At 64.8% G+C, this 17729-nt stretch carries 19 protein-coding genes; 11 read left to right on the forward strand and 8 right to left on the reverse strand.

The window, feature by feature from the left end:
* Positions 1 to 20 precede the first annotated feature (20 nt).
* Both G3N94_RS05485 and G3N94_RS05490 read right to left on the reverse strand, forming a co-directional pair.
* Entirely contained in the window at positions 21 to 488 is a 468-nt protein-coding gene (locus tag G3N94_RS05485) for a universal stress protein (protein ID WP_205791082.1), read from the reverse strand.
* 499 nt (positions 489 to 987) lie between these two features.
* Positions 988 to 1398, reverse strand: coding sequence for a DUF3005 domain-containing protein (locus tag G3N94_RS05490; protein WP_205791083.1), 411 nt, complete (start codon positions 1396 to 1398; stop codon positions 988 to 990).
* A 278-nt stretch (positions 1399 to 1676) separates the two neighbouring features.
* On the opposite strand from G3N94_RS05490, the gene G3N94_RS05495 reads away from it, so the two are divergent.
* Both G3N94_RS05495 and epsC read left to right on the forward strand, forming a co-directional pair.
* Complete coding sequence (locus G3N94_RS05495) at positions 1677 to 1910, forward strand: hypothetical protein (RefSeq protein WP_205791084.1); 234 nt, start codon at positions 1677 to 1679, stop codon at positions 1908 to 1910.
* 145 nt (positions 1911 to 2055) lie between these two features.
* Positions 2056 to 2976: a serine O-acetyltransferase EpsC gene (epsC, locus tag G3N94_RS05500; RefSeq protein WP_205791085.1), complete on the forward strand. Its 921-nt coding sequence runs from the start codon at positions 2056 to 2058 to the stop codon at positions 2974 to 2976.
* 123 nt (positions 2977 to 3099) lie between these two features.
* Here the strand turns inward: epsC and G3N94_RS05505 are convergent, their stop codons facing one another.
* From G3N94_RS05505 to G3N94_RS05515, 3 genes are all read right to left on the reverse strand, one after another.
* Positions 3100 to 3903: an SDR family oxidoreductase gene (locus G3N94_RS05505; protein ID WP_205791086.1), complete on the reverse strand. Its 804-nt coding sequence runs from the start codon at positions 3901 to 3903 to the stop codon at positions 3100 to 3102.
* A complete protein-coding gene (folE, locus tag G3N94_RS05510; RefSeq protein ID WP_205791087.1) occupies positions 3904 to 4533 on the reverse strand; it encodes a GTP cyclohydrolase I FolE in 630 nt (209 codons plus the stop codon).
* Positions 4534 to 4615: 82 nt separating this feature from the next.
* Positions 4616 to 5542: a LysR family transcriptional regulator gene (locus G3N94_RS05515; RefSeq protein WP_205791088.1), complete on the reverse strand. Its 927-nt coding sequence runs from the start codon at positions 5540 to 5542 to the stop codon at positions 4616 to 4618.
* Between the two features lie 116 nt (positions 5543 to 5658).
* Between G3N94_RS05515 and G3N94_RS05520 the strand changes: the two genes are divergently transcribed.
* The 7 genes from G3N94_RS05520 (at position 5659) to G3N94_RS05550 (ending at position 12771) form a co-directional block, all read left to right on the forward strand.
* Positions 5659 to 6891: a 4-hydroxybenzoate 3-monooxygenase gene (locus G3N94_RS05520; RefSeq protein ID WP_205791089.1), complete on the forward strand. Its 1233-nt coding sequence runs from the start codon at positions 5659 to 5661 to the stop codon at positions 6889 to 6891.
* A 141-nt stretch (positions 6892 to 7032) separates the two neighbouring features.
* Positions 7033 to 7761: a 3-oxoacid CoA-transferase subunit A gene (locus G3N94_RS05525; protein WP_205791090.1), complete on the forward strand. Its 729-nt coding sequence runs from the start codon at positions 7033 to 7035 to the stop codon at positions 7759 to 7761.
* Between the two features lie 68 nt (positions 7762 to 7829).
* Positions 7830 to 8486, forward strand: coding sequence for a 3-oxoacid CoA-transferase subunit B (locus G3N94_RS05530; RefSeq protein WP_205791091.1), 657 nt, complete (start codon positions 7830 to 7832; stop codon positions 8484 to 8486).
* Between the two features lie 85 nt (positions 8487 to 8571).
* Positions 8572 to 9945: a 3-carboxy-cis,cis-muconate cycloisomerase gene (locus G3N94_RS05535; RefSeq protein ID WP_205791092.1), complete on the forward strand. Its 1374-nt coding sequence runs from the start codon at positions 8572 to 8574 to the stop codon at positions 9943 to 9945.
* On the forward strand, positions 9945 to 10730 hold the full coding sequence (gene pcaD, locus G3N94_RS05540; RefSeq protein WP_205791093.1) for a 3-oxoadipate enol-lactonase: 786 nt from the start codon (positions 9945 to 9947) through the stop codon (positions 10728 to 10730). The genes G3N94_RS05535 and pcaD overlap by 1 nt, the downstream gene beginning before the upstream one ends.
* A 10-nt stretch (positions 10731 to 10740) precedes the next feature.
* Positions 10741 to 11127, forward strand: coding sequence for a 4-carboxymuconolactone decarboxylase (gene pcaC, locus G3N94_RS05545; protein ID WP_205791094.1), 387 nt, complete (start codon positions 10741 to 10743; stop codon positions 11125 to 11127).
* A gap of 285 nt (positions 11128 to 11412) precedes the next feature.
* The gene (locus tag G3N94_RS05550; RefSeq protein ID WP_205791095.1) at positions 11413 to 12771 is read left to right on the forward strand and encodes an MFS transporter; all 1359 of its coding nucleotides are present in this window, start codon (positions 11413 to 11415) and stop codon (positions 12769 to 12771) included.
* Positions 12772 to 12796: 25 nt separating this feature from the next.
* Here G3N94_RS05550 and G3N94_RS05555 read toward each other — a convergent pair whose 3' ends face one another.
* The 3 genes from G3N94_RS05555 to G3N94_RS05565 form a co-directional block, all read right to left on the reverse strand.
* The gene (locus tag G3N94_RS05555; RefSeq protein WP_205791096.1) at positions 12797 to 13045 is read right to left on the reverse strand and encodes a hypothetical protein; all 249 of its coding nucleotides are present in this window, start codon (positions 13043 to 13045) and stop codon (positions 12797 to 12799) included.
* 110 nt (positions 13046 to 13155) lie between these two features.
* Positions 13156 to 13773 carry a LysE family translocator gene (locus tag G3N94_RS05560; RefSeq protein WP_205791097.1) on the reverse strand — a complete coding sequence of 206 codons (618 nt, stop codon included), beginning with the start codon at positions 13771 to 13773 and terminating at the stop codon, positions 13156 to 13158.
* A gap of 579 nt (positions 13774 to 14352) precedes the next feature.
* Positions 14353 to 15378, reverse strand: coding sequence for an AraC family transcriptional regulator (locus tag G3N94_RS05565; protein WP_205791098.1), 1026 nt, complete (start codon positions 15376 to 15378; stop codon positions 14353 to 14355).
* A 252-nt stretch (positions 15379 to 15630) separates the two neighbouring features.
* On the opposite strand from G3N94_RS05565, the gene G3N94_RS05570 reads away from it, so the two are divergent.
* A complete protein-coding gene (locus G3N94_RS05570; protein WP_241021609.1) occupies positions 15631 to 16509 on the forward strand; it encodes an alpha/beta fold hydrolase in 879 nt (292 codons plus the stop codon).
* Positions 16506 to 17648: a zinc-binding dehydrogenase gene (locus G3N94_RS05575; protein ID WP_205791099.1), complete on the forward strand. Its 1143-nt coding sequence runs from the start codon at positions 16506 to 16508 to the stop codon at positions 17646 to 17648. The genes G3N94_RS05570 and G3N94_RS05575 overlap by 4 nt, the downstream gene beginning before the upstream one ends.
* Positions 17649 to 17729 lie beyond the last annotated feature (81 nt).

Below are 17729 nucleotides of genomic sequence, written 5' to 3' on the forward strand. Positions count from 1 at the left end.
GCGCCCGGGCCTGATGCCGCTCAGCTCGACTGCTCGTCGGCGTGCGCGGCCGCGGGAATCAGCAGCACGGGCAGCGATGCATGCCGCACGCATTGCTCGGCGATGCTGCCGAGCACGAGGCGGCGAAAGCCGCGGCGGCCATGTGTGCCGAGCACGAGCAGGTCGGCGCCGAACGCGTTCGCGCCTTCGAGGATCAGTGATGCGACGTCCGTGAGCGACGATGCTTCGCCGAGCCTGGCCTCGCCCTTCACGCCGGCGGCCTGCATCCGCTGCGTGAATTCCTTTGCGAGATCGTTGCCCTGCGCGACGAGCTGATCGCGCAGCACGGACGGATCGTAGCCGGGCACGTTGTAATAGATCGCGGCGTTCTCGACCACGTAGAACGGTTGCAGCTCCGCGCCGTGCGACTGCGCAAGTGCCAGCGCGGCATCGAACGCATGACGGGAGGTGTCGCTGCCGTCGACGGCAACCAGGATACGTTTGTACATAGTGTCTCCGAGAGGCGGGGTGAAATGGAACTGGCCGAATGGCCAGTCGAGCGGCGCACTGCTGCGACGCAGAGTAAACGAATGCAGGCGCGTTTGCAGCGCGGTGACGTCGCATGCGGCGATGCGTGTGGCGCATCGTGAGGCCGAGCTGGCGGCTTTGCCCGACGGGATGGGTATCGGATTCCGTGCTCGCGCAACGGTCGGCTCGACGGCGCCGGCACATCGTCATTGAAGCGCAGCTGATTCAGCGTAACGTGATTCTGGTCAATGGATGCACAGATTCTGTTCGCGTGGCGACGCACTCAGTGCGCGTCGTGCCGATGTGTGTCGAACGGCAAACGGCGACGCATGCGTCGCATGACAGGCGGATGCGATGCGAAACGGCGGACCGTGCTACGGATGCTTCGGCCGAACAGCCAGCCGTAGCCGGTATCCGCACCGAAGCATCCTAAAGTACAGGTGAACACCGCTTCGCAAACGTTCGCTTCAAACGCCACGCTTAACGCGGCACCGTGGTCAGCTCGATCACGCGTTCCGGCCGCCGCGCGTGGCCGGGCCAATGTTCGCGGCCATACATCCGGTGCACCACGCCGAGTATTTCATCGCCGATGGGCCGCGGCGCGTCGAATCCTTTTTCGATCATCACGTAGCCCGCGCGCAGCGCGAACACCGGGTGATTGCCACCCGGCCGGCTGTCGTAACCGGCAAGGCCGTCATTGGATTCGGGCATCGCGTTGTCGAGCGACGCATTGCTCGTCGTCACCTGGTCGGGCGACATCGGTTCGCCACGCGCGAGGCGTGCGGCCTCACGGTTCTTGCCGTCCGTATCGACGGTGCTGTCGTGCGTGTCGTCGTTGTACAACTCGATGCTGCGCGGATGCGAGGCACGCGTTTGTGCAGACGATTCCATCGCGAATCTCCTGGCGGCGATGTGTTCCGGATCGATGCAAGTCCCGTTCCGGACACGACGGGAAACGGCGCGCGTGCAGTCGCCGCGGCTGCGCGGCGCGCGCTGATTTGTCGTGATTTATTTCACCTAGAAGAGCCGTTTTCTACAGAGTATGATTCTTTTCCTACGAAGCGGCGACAGGGGACGAAGTATCGCTGCTTCCGCCTGCACCAAGGCGGCGCATCACCCTTAACAGACGGTACGTAAACAAGAAACAAGGGACTTAAGGTGACGGACTCATGCAAGCGACATCAGCCTTCACGCATCGCGGTTATCTGTTGAACTGCGCGCCTGCGCGCGCCGGCGACGGGTCGTTCAAACCCTATGTCGTGATCTCACGATCGAGCGACGGAGAACTCGTCGCGAATCGTTTCTTTCCGACGGAACTCCAGTTCAACGACGAAGGCGCTGCGATCGCGCATGCGCGCGACTGGGCGGTGCGCTGGATCGACGCGAGCAGCATCACGATCTGATCTGGTGCGCACGGCGCAGGCCAGCGTTGGCCGTCCGGCCGACCCGCCGGGAACGGCCTCCGATCGAAAAACGCGGTAATCTTGCCAAACCCGTCACTTTTATTTGCGGCCGTGCGCAGATCGCGCCCGCCGCCCGCTTTTGCCTATGTCGAAATCGCCTGCCCGTCATTGGGGCCTCGAAGAGATCGTCGCCGGTTTGCGCGAGTCGCGTGAGGAACTGCATCGTACGCGCCATCCGCGCGGCATCCGTGAACTTCCGTCCCGGGATGCGATATGCAAGATCGTCACCGGCCTGCGTGCAGCGATGTTTCCGACGCACTACGGTGCGCCGGACCTGACCGACGAAAGCGTCGACTATTATGTCGGCCATACGCTCGAAAGCACGTTGCGCATCCTGTCCGAACAGATCCGCCGTGCATTGACGTTCCTGCCCGAACACTCGGACACGCCGTTTGCCGAACTCGAGGAGCGCGCGTTCGGCATTGCGCGCGAATTCGGCCGTCAGCTGCCGGCGATCCGCGCGCTGCTCGTCAGCGATATTCAGGCCGCGTATGCGGGCGACCCGGCCGCGCAGCACATCACCGAAATCCTGCTGTGCTATCCCGGCGTGCTCGCGATGATGCACCACCGGCTTGCGCATGCGCTGCACCAGCTCGGCGTGCCGCTGCTCGCACGCTTCATCAACGAGATCGCGCATTCGGCCACCGGCATCGATATCCACCCCGGCGCGCAGATCGGGCCGAGCTTCTTCATCGACCACGGCACCGGCGTGGTGATCGGCGAAACGGCGATCATCGGCGAGCGCGTGCGTGTTTACCAGGCCGTCACGCTCGGCGCGAAGAGCTTCCCGGCCGACGGTGACGGCGCGCTCGTCAAGGGCAACGCGCGCCATCCGATCGTCGAGGACGACGTGGTGATCTATGCAGGCGCGACGATTCTCGGCCGCGTGAGGATCGGCCGCGGCTCGGTGATCGGCGGCAACGTGTGGCTCACGCACAGCGTGCCGCCGTGCACGAGCGTGTCGCAGGGCAAGGTGCGCGAAGGCGACCGCGCGGAGAAGCCGTGAAGGTTGATAGAGGCCGATAAAGGCCGAGTAGCCGGATACGGCGCGGACACGGCGCCGGACGCGCGCCGTGTCACGGTCATTGCCGGACGGATCGTTCGAAGCGCGAAACCTGGTACGCCGGTGTCAGTGCTCGCCGGTCGGCGAACGGTGCTTGTACAGCACGTCCTGATCGACACGGATCAGGTTCTGCCCCGCGTCGACGACAAAATCCACGCCGTTGTATGCGGCGCCGGTCAGCAGCAGGATCGCGCGCGCGACATCGTCCGGGCCGGCGATCCGCTCGAGCGGCGTCGATGCGCGGCTCGCGTGTTCGAAGTCGGCCTGGGTCTGGTCGTCGCTCGGCAGCATCAGGCCCGGGAACACCGCGTTAACACGCAGCACCGGCGCGGCCGACAGCGCGAGCATCTGCGTCAGGTTGCCGAGCGCCGCTTTCGCGACCGTGTAGCTGAAGTGGTCGCGATGGAAGTTTTCCTTGATCTTCTGGTCGACGACGTTCACGACCACACCTTGCTTGCCCGCCGCACGCGCACGCTCGTAGAACGCGCGCGTGAGCAGGATCGGCGCGCGGCAATTGACGCTCCACGCCTGGTCGAACGCGGCGAGGTCGAAGCTCGGGAAATGGTCCTGCCAGAACACCGATGCGTTGTTGATCAGCACGTCGAGGCGGCCGAAGCGCGCATAGGCGGCGTCGATCAGCGCGGTGATCTGCGCGGCATCGGACAAGTCCGCCTGCAGCGCCGCCGAATCCGGCCCGCGTGCGGCGATCGCAGCGGCGGCCGCGTGCGCGGCGTCGGCCGACTGGTCGTAGTGAATCGCGGTGCGGTAGCCCTGTGCGGCGAAATACTCGGCGAACGCGCGCCCCGCGCGGCGCGCGGCGCCGGTCACGAGTACCACGGGCGCATCGGCCGTTTGCTTCGTAGGCTGCATTTACGTATTCGTCAGGTTCACTGAAGAAGGATTCGCGACGATCGACAGGAATTCGCGCCGCGTCGACGGATCGGTGCGGAACGTGCCGAGCATGCGCGACGTGACCATCTCGACACCCGGCTTGTGGATGCCGCGCGTCGAGATGCACTGATGCGCGGCTTCGAGAATCACGCCGACGCCTTTCGGCTGCAGCACGTCGAACAGCGTATCGGCGATCTGCACGGTCATCTTTTCCTGGATCTGCAGCCGCTTCGCGAACGCGTCGACGAGCCGCGCGAGCTTCGAGATGCCGACGACGCGGTGGTTCGGCAGGTACGCGACATGCGCGCGGCCGATGATCGGCACCATATGGTGCTCGCAGTAGCTTTCGAAGCGGATGTCCTTCAGCACGATCATCTCGTCGTAGCCGTCGACCTCGCTGAACGTGCGCGCGAGGATGTCGCGCGGCTCGATCGTATAGCCGGAGAAGAACTCCTCGTAAGCGCGCACGACGCGCGCCGGCGTATCGACGAGGCCTTCGCGCGCCGGATCGTCGCCGGCCCAGCGCAGCAGCACGCGGACGGCTTCCTCGGCTTCCGAACGGCTCGGCCGGGACGCGGCCGGTTCGGGCCGCGAGGATTTTTTACCCATGTATTCGCTCCATCGAGTACGGCCGCCTGCGGCGGCGCGATCGGGAGCATTGTTTCATGCTTTCGATGCTCGTGCTGCCCGCTTACTTCGGCCACTCGTCCTGCTCGTCATTGAACAGCGACGCGACGACGCCGCGCAGCCACGCGAGGCGCGGATCGTTGTGAAACTTGCGGTGCCAGTGCTGCTTGAGATCGAAGCGCGGCAGCGGCAGCGGCGGTTCGACGGGCGTGATGAACGCATGCTCGGCCGCGTACGCATAGCCGATCGCGTGCGGCACCGTCGCGATCAGGTCCGTGCGGCTCAGGATGAACGGCAGGCTCATGAAGTGCGGCGTCTCGAGCACGGCGCGGCGATGCATCCGCTGCTTCGCGAGGTATTTCTCGAGCACTTCCTGGCTGCGCCCTTCGGCGCGCACGACCGCATGCCCGCACGCGAGGAACTGCTCGACCGTGAATGGCCGCGCCCGTTCGAGCGGGTGGCCGCGCCGCATCAGGCACACGAAGCGGTGCGTGAAGAGCCGCTGCTGGAAGATGTTGTTGCCGTCGAGATCGGGGAAATAGCCGACCGCGAGATCGATCGAACCGGCTTCGAGGCCGCGGCCGAGTTCATCGTGCGACAGCGACACCGAGCGCAGGTTCGCATGCGGCGCGAGTGTCGCGAACGCCTGCAGCAGCTTCGGCAGGAACACGATCTCGCCGACGTCCGACAGCGCGATCGAGAACGTATGCGTGCTCGCCGCCGGATCGAAATCGTGCGGCGCGACGAGCCCGCGTTCGATCTGCGCGAGCGCGTCGCGCGCGGCGGGCAACAGCGCCAGCGCGCGCGGCGTCGGCTCCATCCCGTGCGACGTCCGCACGAACAGCGGATCGCCGAAGTATTCGCGCAGGCGGCCGAGTGCCGCGCTCACGCGCGGCTGGCTCACGCCGAGCAGGTCGCCGGCGCGGCTCACGTTGCGCGTGTCGTCGAGCGCGACGAGGTAGGGAATCAGGTTCAGATCGAGCGCGTCCATCGCGGCACCCATATTCGTAAAACGTATACAACTTATCTCCTGAATCGCGTTGCCGCATAGTCGGGAAAGCGCTGAAATTCGTTTCATTATTCGAACCAGTGTTCTGGAGACGAACAATGCGCACCCAGGTCGCGATCATCGGCGCCGGTCCGTCCGGCCTTCTGCTTTCCCATCTGCTGCGCCTGCAAGGCGTCGATTCGATCCTCGTCGAAGCGCGCTCGCGTGAGTATTGCGAGAACCGGATCCGCGCCGGCGTGCTCGAGCAGGGCACGGTCGACACGCTGAACGCGGCCGGCCTCGGCGACCGGATGCGCCGCGAAGGGCTCGAGCATCACGGCATCGAGCTGCTGTTTGCGGGCCAGCGTCACCGCATCGACCTGACCGGGCTCACCGGCGGGCGCGCGATCACCGTCTACAGCCAGCACGAAGTGGTGCGCGACCTGATCGCGGCCGGCGTCGAGCACGGGCACGCGATGCATTTCGAGGTCAGCGACGTCGCATTGCACGACATCGACGGCGACCAGCCGTTCGTGACCTTCACGCATGCGGACGGCCGCGCGGACCGCATCGACTGCGACTACATCGCCGGCTGCGACGGTTTCCACGGCATCGCGCGGCAGACAATTCCGGCCGAACACCAGCGCACGTTCGAGCGGGTCTACCCATACGCGTGGCTCGGCATCCTGGCCGACGCGGCACCGTCGCTCGACGAGCTCGTCTATGCGCACCACGAGCGCGGCTTCGCGCTGTTTTCGATGCGCTCGCCCGCCGTCACGCGGCTCTATCTGCAATGCCGGCCGGACGAGAACCTCGACGAATGGTCCGATGCGCGGATCTGGGACGAATTGCACACGCGTTTTTCGAACGACACGGGCTGGACGCCGGCCGAGGGCCGGATCACGCAGAAGAGCGTGACGCCGATGCGCAGCTTCGTGTCGGAGACGATGCAGTACGGGCGCCTGTTCCTCGCCGGCGACGCCGCGCACATCGTGCCGCCGACCGGCGCGAAGGGGATGAATCTCGCGGTGGCCGACGTCCGTGCGCTCGCCCGCGCGCTCGGCGCGCGTTACCGGCACGGCGACGCGGCGCTGCTCGACACGTATTCGGCCACCTGCCTCGAGCGCGTGTGGCGCGCCGAGCACTTCTCGTACTTCATGACGAACATGCTGCACCCGTCCGCGGACGACACGCCGTTCGTCAATCGCCTGAAACTCGCCGAGCTCAAGTATGTGACGCGCTCCCGGGCGGCCGCGCAGGCGCTCGCCGAGAACTACGTCGGCCTGCCGTTCGACGACGAGGCGGCCTCCGAAGGAACCCGCCTTGACAACGCGCTGTGCGTAACCCTATGATCGGCCATCGTTCGCTAATCGAATCTAGGTTCGAATAGCGAACAAATGCCGGATCCGGATACGGGCCCGGCGCGGCACGCGGCACACGCGTGTTCCATCGACAGCCGCGCATCGTGCCGCGGGTACGTATCAGGAAGAGACATGGTCAACAAGATTTTCGATTCGCTTCAGTCGGCGGTCGCCGACGTTTACGACGGCGCGACGATCATGATCGGCGGCTTCGGCACGGCCGGCATGCCGTCCGAGCTGATCGACGCGCTGATCGAGCAGGGCGCGCGCGACCTGACGATCGTCAACAACAACGCGGGCAACGGCGAGACCGGTCTCGCCGCGCTGCTGAAGGCGAAGCGGGTGCGCAAGATCATCTGTTCGTTCCCGCGCCAGAGCGATTCGCAGGTGTTCGACGCGCTGTACCGCGCGGGCGAGATCGAGCTCGAGCTCGTGCCGCAGGGCAACCTCGCCGAGCGCATCCGCGCGGCGGGCGCCGGCATCGGCGGGTTCTTCACGCCGACCGGCTATGGCACGAAGCTGGCCGAAGGCAAGGAAACGCGCGAGATCGACGGCAAGCTCTATGTGTTCGAGAAGCCGATCCACGCCGATTTCGCGCTCGTGAAGGCGTACAAGGGCGACCGCTGGGGCAACCTCGTGTTCCGCAAGACCGCGCGCAACTTCGGGCCGATCATGGCGAGCGCGGCGAAAGTATCGATCGTCCAGGTATCGGAAGTCGTGCCGCTCGGCGGGCTGAACCCGGAACACATCGTGACGCCGGGCATTTTCGTGCAGCGGATCGTCGAAGTGCCGCAGGCCGCGCATGCGGCCGAACTGGCCGCAGACCGTGCCGCAGAAAGCGCCACATCCGAAGCCGCCTGACCGCCCGAGCCATGCATGAGACCGGAGTAGCCGCCAAAGCGCTGACTCCGGTCGACAGGAGAACCCAGATGAAACGATTGACCCGCGATGAAATGGCCAAGCGCGTCGCGCAGGATATTCCCGAAGGCGCGTACGTGAACCTTGGCATCGGCGTGCCGACGCTGGTGGGCAACCACCTCGATCCCGCCAAGGAAATCTTCCTGCACAGCGAGAACGGCCTGCTCGGCATGGGCCCGGCGCCCGCGCCCGGCGACGAAGACGACGAGCTGATCAACGCCGGCAAGCAGCACGTGACGCTGCTCACAGGCGGCGCGTTTTTCCACCACGCCGATTCGTTCGCGATGATGCGCGGCGGCCATCTCGACTACTGCGTGCTCGGCGCGTTCCAGGTGTCCGCGACGGGCGACCTCGCGAACTGGCATACGGGCGCACCCGACGCGATTCCCGCGGTCGGCGGCGCGATGGATCTCGCGATCGGCGCGAAGCAGGTGTTCGTGATGATGGAGCACCTGACGAAACAGGGCGAGAGCAAGATCGTCGCGCAGTGCTCGTACCCGGTCACGGGCGTGCAGTGCGTGAGCCGCATCTATACGGATCTCGCGGTGCTCGACGTGACGCCTGACGGCCTCACGGTATCCGAGATCTTCACCGACCTGTCGTTCGACGAGCTGCAGAAGCTGACCGGCGTGCCGCTCATCGACGCAACGCAGAAGGCCGCCGCCTGAACCGGAAGCAGCCGGTGTGCGCTTGAAGCGCACGCCGGCGAGCTTCGGTGGACAATAGGCGCACGCCGTTTCCCATCCTGATGCCATGCTCGAAGACAGCGCCCGCCTGACCTCCCTCATCTGCGGCACCGAGCCGCTCAACCGGATCTGGTCGCCCCGCGCGACCATCCAGCGCATGCTCGACGTCGAGGCGGCGCTCGCTCGCGCGCTTGCCGCGCAGCAGGTGATTCCCGCTGCCGCGGTTGCGCCGATCGAGCGCGCGTGCGATGCCGGCCGGCTCGACGCGGACGCGCTCGCGCGCGATGCCGCGCTCGGCGGCAACCTCGCGATTCCGCTCGTCAAGCAGCTGACCGCGCGCGTGAAGGCCGACGACCCCGACGCCGCGAAATTCGTGCATTGGGGCGCGACGAGCCAGGACATCATCGATACCGCGACAGTCCTGCAGCTGCGAGACACGCTCGACGTGCTCGAACCGATGCTCGATGAAGCCTGCGCATCGCTGGCCGAGCTGGCCCGCACGCATCGCGCGACGCCGATGATCGGCCGCACGTGGCTGCAACAGGCACTGCCGATCACGCTCGGCCTCAAGTTCGCGCAATGGCTCGATGCGCTGCTGCGTCACCGCGCGCGTTTCGCTGAATTGCGTGAGCGTGCGCTGGTGCTGCAGTTCGGCGGCGCGGCGGGCACGCTCGCGAGCCTGCGCGAGCACGCGCGCGGCGTGACGGCCGCGCTTGCCGGCGACCTGAAACTCGCGGTGCCGGATGTGCCGTGGCACACGCAGCGGGATCGCATCGCCGAGGCCGCTGCATGCTTCGGCATGCTGACCGGTACGCTCGGCAAGATCGCGCGCGACGTGTCGCTGCAGATGCAGACCGAAGTCGGCGAGCTCGGCGAGCCGGCCGCGGCCGGCAAGGGCGGCTCGTCGACGATGCCGCACAAGCGCAATCCGGTCGGCTGCGCGGCCGTGCTGACGGCCGCGGTGCGTGCGCCGGGCCTCGTCGCGACGGTGTTCGCGGGGATGGTCCAGGAGCACGAGCGCGCGCTCGGCGGCTGGCAGGCCGAATGGGATGCGCTGCCCGACCTCGCACGCCTGACGGGCGGCGCGCTTGCGCAGATCGCGCAGATCGTCGCGGGCCTCGACGTCAATACCGAGCGCCTGGCCGCCAATCTCGACCTGACACATGGCCTGATCCTCGGCGAGGCGGTGATGCTCGCGCTCGGCGACAAGATCGGCCGGCTCGATGCGCACCACGTCGTCGAACACGCATCGAAGGAAGCGGTACGCACCGGCGCGCCGCTGTTCGACGTGCTCGCTGCCGATCCGGCCGTTTCCGCCCATCTGTCGCGCGATGCGCTCGCGCGGCTGCTCGATCCTGCACATTACGTCGGCGAGGCGCAGGCCTATGTCGACGCCGTGCTCGCCGCTTGCGCGAGTGCGATTCCACAAGGAGAACACTGATGCCTTTCGCCACTGTCAACGGCGTGCAACTGCATTACCGGATCGATCGCGCCGCGCGCGACGACGCGCCGTGGCTCGTCTTCTCGAACTCGCTCGGTGCCGACCTGCAGATGTGGGCGCCGCAGATCCGTCCGCTCACGCAGCACTTCAACATCCTGCGCTACGACACGCGCGGCCACGGCCACTCGGCCGCGCCGGCCGGCTCGTACACGGTCGACCAGCTCGCGGGCGACGTGATCGGCCTGCTCGATCACGTCGGCATCGCGCGCGCGCATTTCTGCGGGATCTCGATGGGTGGCCTGACGGGCGCCGCGCTCGCCGCGCGTTTTCCGTCGCGGATCGGGCGCGCGGTGCTCGCGAACACCGCCGCGAAGATCGGCTCGCCGGAAGTGTGGGGGCCGCGCGCGCAGAAGGCGCGCACCGAAGGGATGGCGGCGCTCGCGGATGCGGTGCTGCCGCGCTGGTTTACGAATGGGTTCGCCGAGCGCGAGCCGCGCCTGATCGATGCAATCCGCGACACGTTCGTGCATACCGACAAGGACGGCTATGCGGCGAACTGCGACGCGCTCAATGTGGCCGACCTGCGTGACGAAGTGACGGGCATCGCGCTGCCGGTGCTCGTCGTGACGGGCGCGCACGACCTGTCGACGCCGCCCGACCAGGGCCGCGCGCTCGCGGCTGCGATTCCCGGTGCGCAGCACGTCGAATTCGATGCCGCGCATATCTCGAACATCGAATGCACCGACGGCTTCAACCGCGCGCTGCTCGATTTCCTGACCGCCTGAGGAGTTCGCGATGGACGACCAGCAACGTTACGAAGCGGGAATGAAGGTGCGCCGTGCGGTGCTCGGCGATGCGCACGTCGACCGTTCGCTCGAGAACCGCACCGAGGTGACCGATGAATTCCAGAACCTGATCACGCGCTATGCATGGGGCGAGATCTGGACGCGCGACGGGCTGCCGCGCCACACGCGCAGCCTGCTGACCATCGCGATGATGGTCGCGCTGAACCGCGGCGAGGAACTCGCGCTGCATCTGCGCGCCGCGCGCAACAACGGCGTGACGCGTGACGAGATCAAGGAAGTGCTGCTGCAGACCGCGATCTATTGCGGCGTGCCGGCGGCGAACTCGGCGTTCCATCTCGCGGACCGGATCTTCAAGGAACAGGATGTGGCCGGCTAGGTGGGGCCGCCTGGGTGCGGCTGGCTGACGCCGGGTCGGTTACATGTCACGACGCACGTCGCGGTATGCGATCGATGACGTAAAGCCGCGCCGGCAATGCTTCGGCGCGCTGCGCACCGGTTGCGGCGCGCAAGCAAAGGAAGGACGCGGCCCAAGAGCCGCGCCGTTTACAGATCGGCTTTGAACGGGACCAGGGCAAGCGCTGAAGCGCCAACGCTGGTTGACCGCAAGGCATCGAACCAGCGTAGCGCCAATGCGCTGACGCCGGTTCCCAGGAGACAAGCGATGAATCGCACCACGGTCGTCAACGTACAGACCTTTATCAACGAGCAGCCGTTCGGCGGCTTTCAGTGGCTCATCTTCGCGATGTGTTTCGTGATCGTGCTGCTCGACGGCTTCGATACCGCCGCGATCGGCTTCATCGCGCCATCGCTGCTGACCGAATGGCATCTGACGAAACCCGATCTCGCGCCCGTGCTGAGTGCCGCGCTGTTCGGGCTCGCATGCGGCGCGCTCGTGTCAGGCCCGCTGTCCGATCGCCTCGGGCGCCGCTCGCTGCTGCTCGGTTCGGTATTCCTGTTCGGCGTCGCCTGCTTCGTCTCCGCGTTTTCGACGAGCATCGGGCAGCTCACGATCCTGCGCTTCGTGACCGGCGTCGGGCTGGGTGCCGCGATGCCGAACGCGGTCACGATGATGGGCGAGTTCTGCCCGGACAAGCGCCGCGCAACCGTGATCAACCTGATGTTCTGCGGCTTTCCGCTCGGCGCGGCCTTCGGCGGCTTCCTCGCCGCTTGGATGATTCCCCATTTCGGCTGGCGCAGCGTGCTGATGCTCGGCGGCGTGACGCCGCTGGTGCTCGGTGTGCTGCTGCTCGTCAAGATGCCGGAATCGGTGCGCTTCATGGTCGCGAACAGCCAGCCCGTCGAGCGGATCCGCGCGACGCTCGCGCGCATTTCGCGCGACGCGCTGAACGCCGGCTCGTTCGCGATGACCGAGACTGCGCCGCACACGGGCAGCAAGGGGGCCGGCGTCGTGCTGTCGCGGTCGTACCTCGTCGGTTCGGTGATGCTGTGGCTCGCGTACTTCATGGGCCTCGTGATCTTCTACGCGTCGATCAACTGGATGCCGATCCTGCTGAAGGACGCAGGGCTTTCTCCGCAACGTGCGACGCTGATTTCGGCGCTGTTCCCGCTCGGCGGCGTCGGCGCCGTGCTGTGCGGCGTGCTGATGGACCGCTTCAACGCGAACCGCGTGATCGCCGTGTGCTATGCGCTGACGGCCGTCAGCGTCTATGCGATCGGGCAGGCGGCCGGCAATGTCGGGCTGCTCGTGCTGGTCGTGTTCGTCGCCGGCGTGCTGATGAACACCGCGCAATCGTCGATGCCGGCGCTGGCCGCGGCGTTCTATCCGACGGAAGGGCGCGGCACCGGCGTCGCGTGGATGCTCGGCGTCGGGCGCTTCGGCGGGATCGCGGGTTCGTTCCTCGTCGCTGAACTGACGCGCCGCCATTTCACGTTCGCAGGTGTGTTCGCGACGATTGCCGTGGCTGGCGTGCTGTCGTGCGTTGCGTTGCTGATCAAGCAGATGGCGCGGCCGCACGAGGTCGAGCAGACGCCGACCGGTGCGCAGACGCTCGGACACTGATCGAGGTGGCGCGGCGTGCGCGCCGCTATTCTTCCGCGTCGTGTTCCTTGACGAAGTGACGCAGATACGCGCGGAGCGCGGCATCGCGGCTGCGATGATCGGCGAGGTTGGGGGCGCCCATGTCCTCCTCTTCGCCGAACAAGGTCGGCGGCGCGCAATACGTGCCGACCTCGATGCTTTCGCGCAATACCCGGATGTCATGCGTCAGCTGGTGATATTCGGCGATCCAGTGCATTCCTTCGATGTGCTCGCCCGTTCTCAGCATTGGCTTCATCGGTCGTCTCCCGACAGTGGCGGCTCGACCGGCGAAGCGGTTCTGCGCGCCCGGAATACAAGCGTACGCCTGCACACGGCGAATCTCAACGGGCGCGCGTTAGCGTGCGCTCACTGCGGCAGCAGGTGCTCGACGAGCGGATACAGGGACAGAATCAGCAGCACGGCCATCGTGACGTTGAACATGCGCAGCACGCGGCGGTTCGACAGAAAGCGCCGCAGGCCGAGGCCGAACGCGGCCCACAGGCTGATGCACGGGAAGCCGATCAGGATGAACACGACGGCCATCCACGCGGCGTTCATACCGTAGTCGGCGGACAGCCGGATCGTCGTCGCGGCGGTCAGCACCATCATCCATGCCTTCGGGTTGACCCACTGGAACGCGGCGGCCTCGATGAACGTCATCGGCCGCGCCTTGCCGCCGTTCGCGCGGACCTCGCCCGACGTACCGATCCGCCACGCGAGATACAGCAGGTAGGCGACGCTCGCGATCTCGAGGAGCGTGTACAGCACCGGCACGCGCTTGAATGCTTCGCCGAGGCCGAAACCGACGCACAGCATCAGGATCGCGACGCCGGTGCTGATGCCGAACAGATGCGGCATCGTGCGGCGGAATCCGAAGTTGACGCCCGATGCGAGCAGCATTGTGTTGTTCGGGCCGGGTGTGATCGACGTGACGAGCGCGAACAGCATGCCGGCGGGCAGCGCGCTGAGCGTGAGGAATTCCATGGTGGTGATCTCCATCGGTGAAGCGGGGGGATGGAGGCAGTTTAGCGACGGTTGGCGGTACGGTACCGGTACAGTTTGTTTGACGGTTGCCGGTACGGGGGCGGAGGCGGATGTGTTGTTTGTTGTTGACTTTTGTTGTCTCTCAGAAAAGATGTCCGCAGTCTCAATATGTTGTCTTTGAATAAAAGACGCATTTTTTTGCAATTGGTGCTTGACGTGTCTAATTTATGAGAAAGTGTCGATCAAATTTTTGAGATACGGGGTATGCGCGCAATCTTCGTTTTCGGTGGTGTTCGAACAACTAGTCGATCCTGATGTAAGTGATCACTCACTATTAACTTGCACGTTAACCCGGCGTGAGGGGTACGGCGGACCTTGATCAGGGAGAATGAACGATGCTCAGGGGAGCCTTTGATTTTCGAGCAATTTTCCAGATAGGGGCACCTAAGCCTAGCGTGGGTACGCCTTGTAGCCCCGTATAAATTTCCTTTTCAATAAAGCACTTGCTGACTACCCCGCGTGACCGATTTGACGCCCCTCCTATTGCCGTCCGTTAGCCAGGAATGTCGGAGCAGCATCCTATCGATGTAAGGCATCCTTAGCTGTTCGCGGACTGATGCCTTCGATTTTTGAGAAGGCATGGCTAAAGTTTGAAACCTGTTCGTAGCCAAGTCTCCCGGCAATCTGCTCGATTGAATATCTCCCCTGACTCAGCATCTCCAACGCCCGTTGGTGACGAATGGTCCCGGACAGCTCCCGGAAGCTGCACCCTTCCTCGCGCAATCTGCGGGCCAGCGTATGCGCGCTGACATTGATCAGGTCCGCCAGCTCGGCTTGTGTCGGCTGGCAGTTCTCGCATTCGCGCAGCATCAGCTCCACCCAGGTGCGCCATTGCCTTGTTTGCGTAAACGAGCGCTGCATATTTTGCAGTTCGTCCAGCGAGGGAAGCGTGTTTGTGTCTTCGAGGCGAAGAGGAAACAAAGACACGGCGTCCGGAATGGTCGTGCGGACCTCGGGCAAATCGCCTGCCGAGAAATGGACTCTCAGTTTCGGCAGCCGCGAGAAGCGCCTGGCATGCGGCGGTTTCGGTATGGGCAGCCAGCCGTCGAACACGGGCAGCCGGCTGCCCATCAGGGCTTCGAGCAGGCGATAAAGCGAGACGACATGAATCTCGTAGAAGGCATGCAAGGTGAAGGTCGACATGCCGGCCGCCGGCCGCCAGATCAGTTCGCCGTGATTTTTCCCGGTGCGATACACCAGCGTGAAACTAGGCGACATCAGACGCGCGAAGCGCACCCCAAGGCTCAATACTTCCCCGATGGTCCGGCAGTGCGCGGCGGCATGGCCGAGCAGGCCATGAGACGCCAGGGTGATGCTTTCGCCGAGCTCAAAACCCAGATCGGTGCGGCCGGTCAGCCGATGCAATGCCAGGAACAGCGTGTCGAATTCGTCGATGGTCAGGATTGAATCAGGACTGCAGAGCTGTTCCAGATTCAATCCGGTATCCGATTGAATCTGCTCCACGAATTTCTCCTCCGAACGTGCCAGCAACTGGATCAGCGGCTGCGAATAACGGGTCGGAATAAAGGCTTGATATAAGGGCATGAGCGTCTCCAGCCAGGCAGGTAGCGTACTTCTCGTGCACAAAAAACACAAATTTTTCGGCGGGGGAATGGGTAGATTGTCGCCAACGAGGCACCTCTAAAAACGTGCCTCTGCATCAATCCATTCAGAGGAGACCTGCCATGAAAGTGGCTGATGCGCGTATTCATGCGCGCTTGATCAATTTCGACCGGATGTCCCCGATCGGGTACTGGAAAACGTCGGTCCGACGCTATTCGAATCGATGCGAAGCGAATGGAATTCGGCGAATCGACCTGGCCGGTTTTCAGGGCTGACGCGATGGACGGAGTCGTCTCCCGCGCCATTACGGTACAAGGCGCGACCTTGAATGTGACCCTCGTGGGCGAGGGGCCGGCGGTCTTGCTCGTGCATGGTTTTCCCGATGACCACCAGGTGTGGAAACACCAGATCCCGGCGCTGGCCGCAGCCGGCTACCAGGTGATTGCACCCGATACGCGGGGTTGCGGTGCATCGTCGGTGCCCGCCGGCCGCAACGCATACCGCTTGTCCAGTCTGGTAAGCGATCTCAAGGACCTGCTCGATGCCTTGGGCATCGAGCAGGTCGAACTGGTCGGTCACGATTGGGGCGGTGTCATCTGCTGGCATTTCGTCATGGCCCATCCCGAACGCGTCAGGCGTTACGTCGCGCTTTCCATCGGACATCCACGGGCCTACGCCACCGACGGAATGAAGCAGAAGCTCAAGGGTTGGTACGCCGTGATGTTCCAGTGGCGCGGTGTGGCCGAAGCCTTGCTCAAGTGCGGGAACTGGTGGTTTTTCCGCGTGTTGACCGGATACCAGTCGGATCAGGCGAAATGGATCGACCAGCTTTCCCGCCCCGGTCGTTTGACGGCCAGTCTGAATTATTACCGCGCCAATCTCGTCTGGCTGCTCATGCGGCGGCGTTATCCGGAAGTTGTCGTGCCGGTATTGGGCATCTGGAGTTCGGCAGACAGGTTCCTGAGCGAGGGGCAGATGCTTCGGTCTGAAAACATGGTGTCTGCCGGCTGGCAATTCCAGCGTATCGATGGCGCAGGACATTGGCTGCAGGTCGATGCCCCGGAGCGCATCAATGCACTTCTGCTGGCTTTTTTCGAGGGAGGTGCCGCATGAAGGCCGTCTTGTGCCAGGGCGAGGAGTTGACCGTCGCCGACCTGCCCGATCCCGAGCCGGGACCCGGGCAGATACTGCTGAAGGTCCTGCGATGCGGCATTTGCGGTTCCGACCTGCATATGCAGAAGTATTGCGATCACATGGCATCCATTGCACGCCGCGTCGGCCTGGCGCGTTTCCCCGGTAGTCGTGACGCGGTGGTCTTCGGTCACGAATTCTGCGGGGAGATCCTTGATTACGGCCCGGGCGCATCGAAGCGTCTGCGGAAAGGGTCGCGCGTGTGCGCCATCCCCATGCTGAGGCAGGGCCGGGATATCTCGATGATCGGCCTGTCCTCGGAAGCACCCGGTGCCTATGCCGAGCGGGTCGTCGTCCAGGATACGTTGATGGAGCCCGTTCCCGACGGACTGCCTACCGATATGGCCGCCCTGACCGAGCCGATGGCCGTGGCGCTCCATGCCTATCGGCACAGCGGGATCAAGCACTCGGATGTGGCGATCGTGATCGGTTGCGGTCCCGTCGGCCTGGGACTGATCGCCATGTTGAAGGCGCACGGTGTGCATACGGTGATCGCCAGCGATTTTTCGCCAGGCCGGCGCGCGCTGGCGACAAGTTTCGGCGCGGATGTCGTGATCGATCCCGCCGAGGATTCACCGTTCTCGCGCTGGGAGGAGTTCGGTCATTTCGGAAACCTGCCGGCCTTGCTGGAGATGGCGGTCGCCACGCGAGAAAAGCTCGGCCGGCTGCCGCTGCCCTGGTGGCATGCCTGGCGTCTGGCGGAGAAAGCCGGATTGAAACCCAAACGTCCAGTCATTTTCGAATGCGTAGGAGTGCCAGGCGTCATCAGGCAGGTCATGGACGGGGCGCCTCTCATGTCCCGCATCGTCGTGGTCGGGGCCTGCATGCAGCCCGACACGATCGAGCCCGCCATCGGCATCAACAAGGAAATCGAGCTGAGGTTCGTATTCGGTTACTCGCCGCTCGATTATCGCGACGCTTTGCATCTGCTCGCCGACGGCAAGCTGCAGGTGGCGAAGCTGGTGACCGGTACGGTCGCGCTGGATGACGTCGGCCAGGCATTCGACGATCTCGCGTCCCCCGGGGTGCACGCAAAGATCCTGATCGATCCGTCTTTGTGAAACACGCGTCCGGGCGGCGACAGCCCCAGGGACTGCAGCAACAAGCATAGCGTGGCGCCACATGAAGCGCCACGCATGTGA

It is taken from the genome of Burkholderia sp. Ac-20353, assembly GCF_017104785.1.
Classification (GTDB): domain Bacteria; phylum Pseudomonadota; class Gammaproteobacteria; order Burkholderiales; family Burkholderiaceae; genus Burkholderia.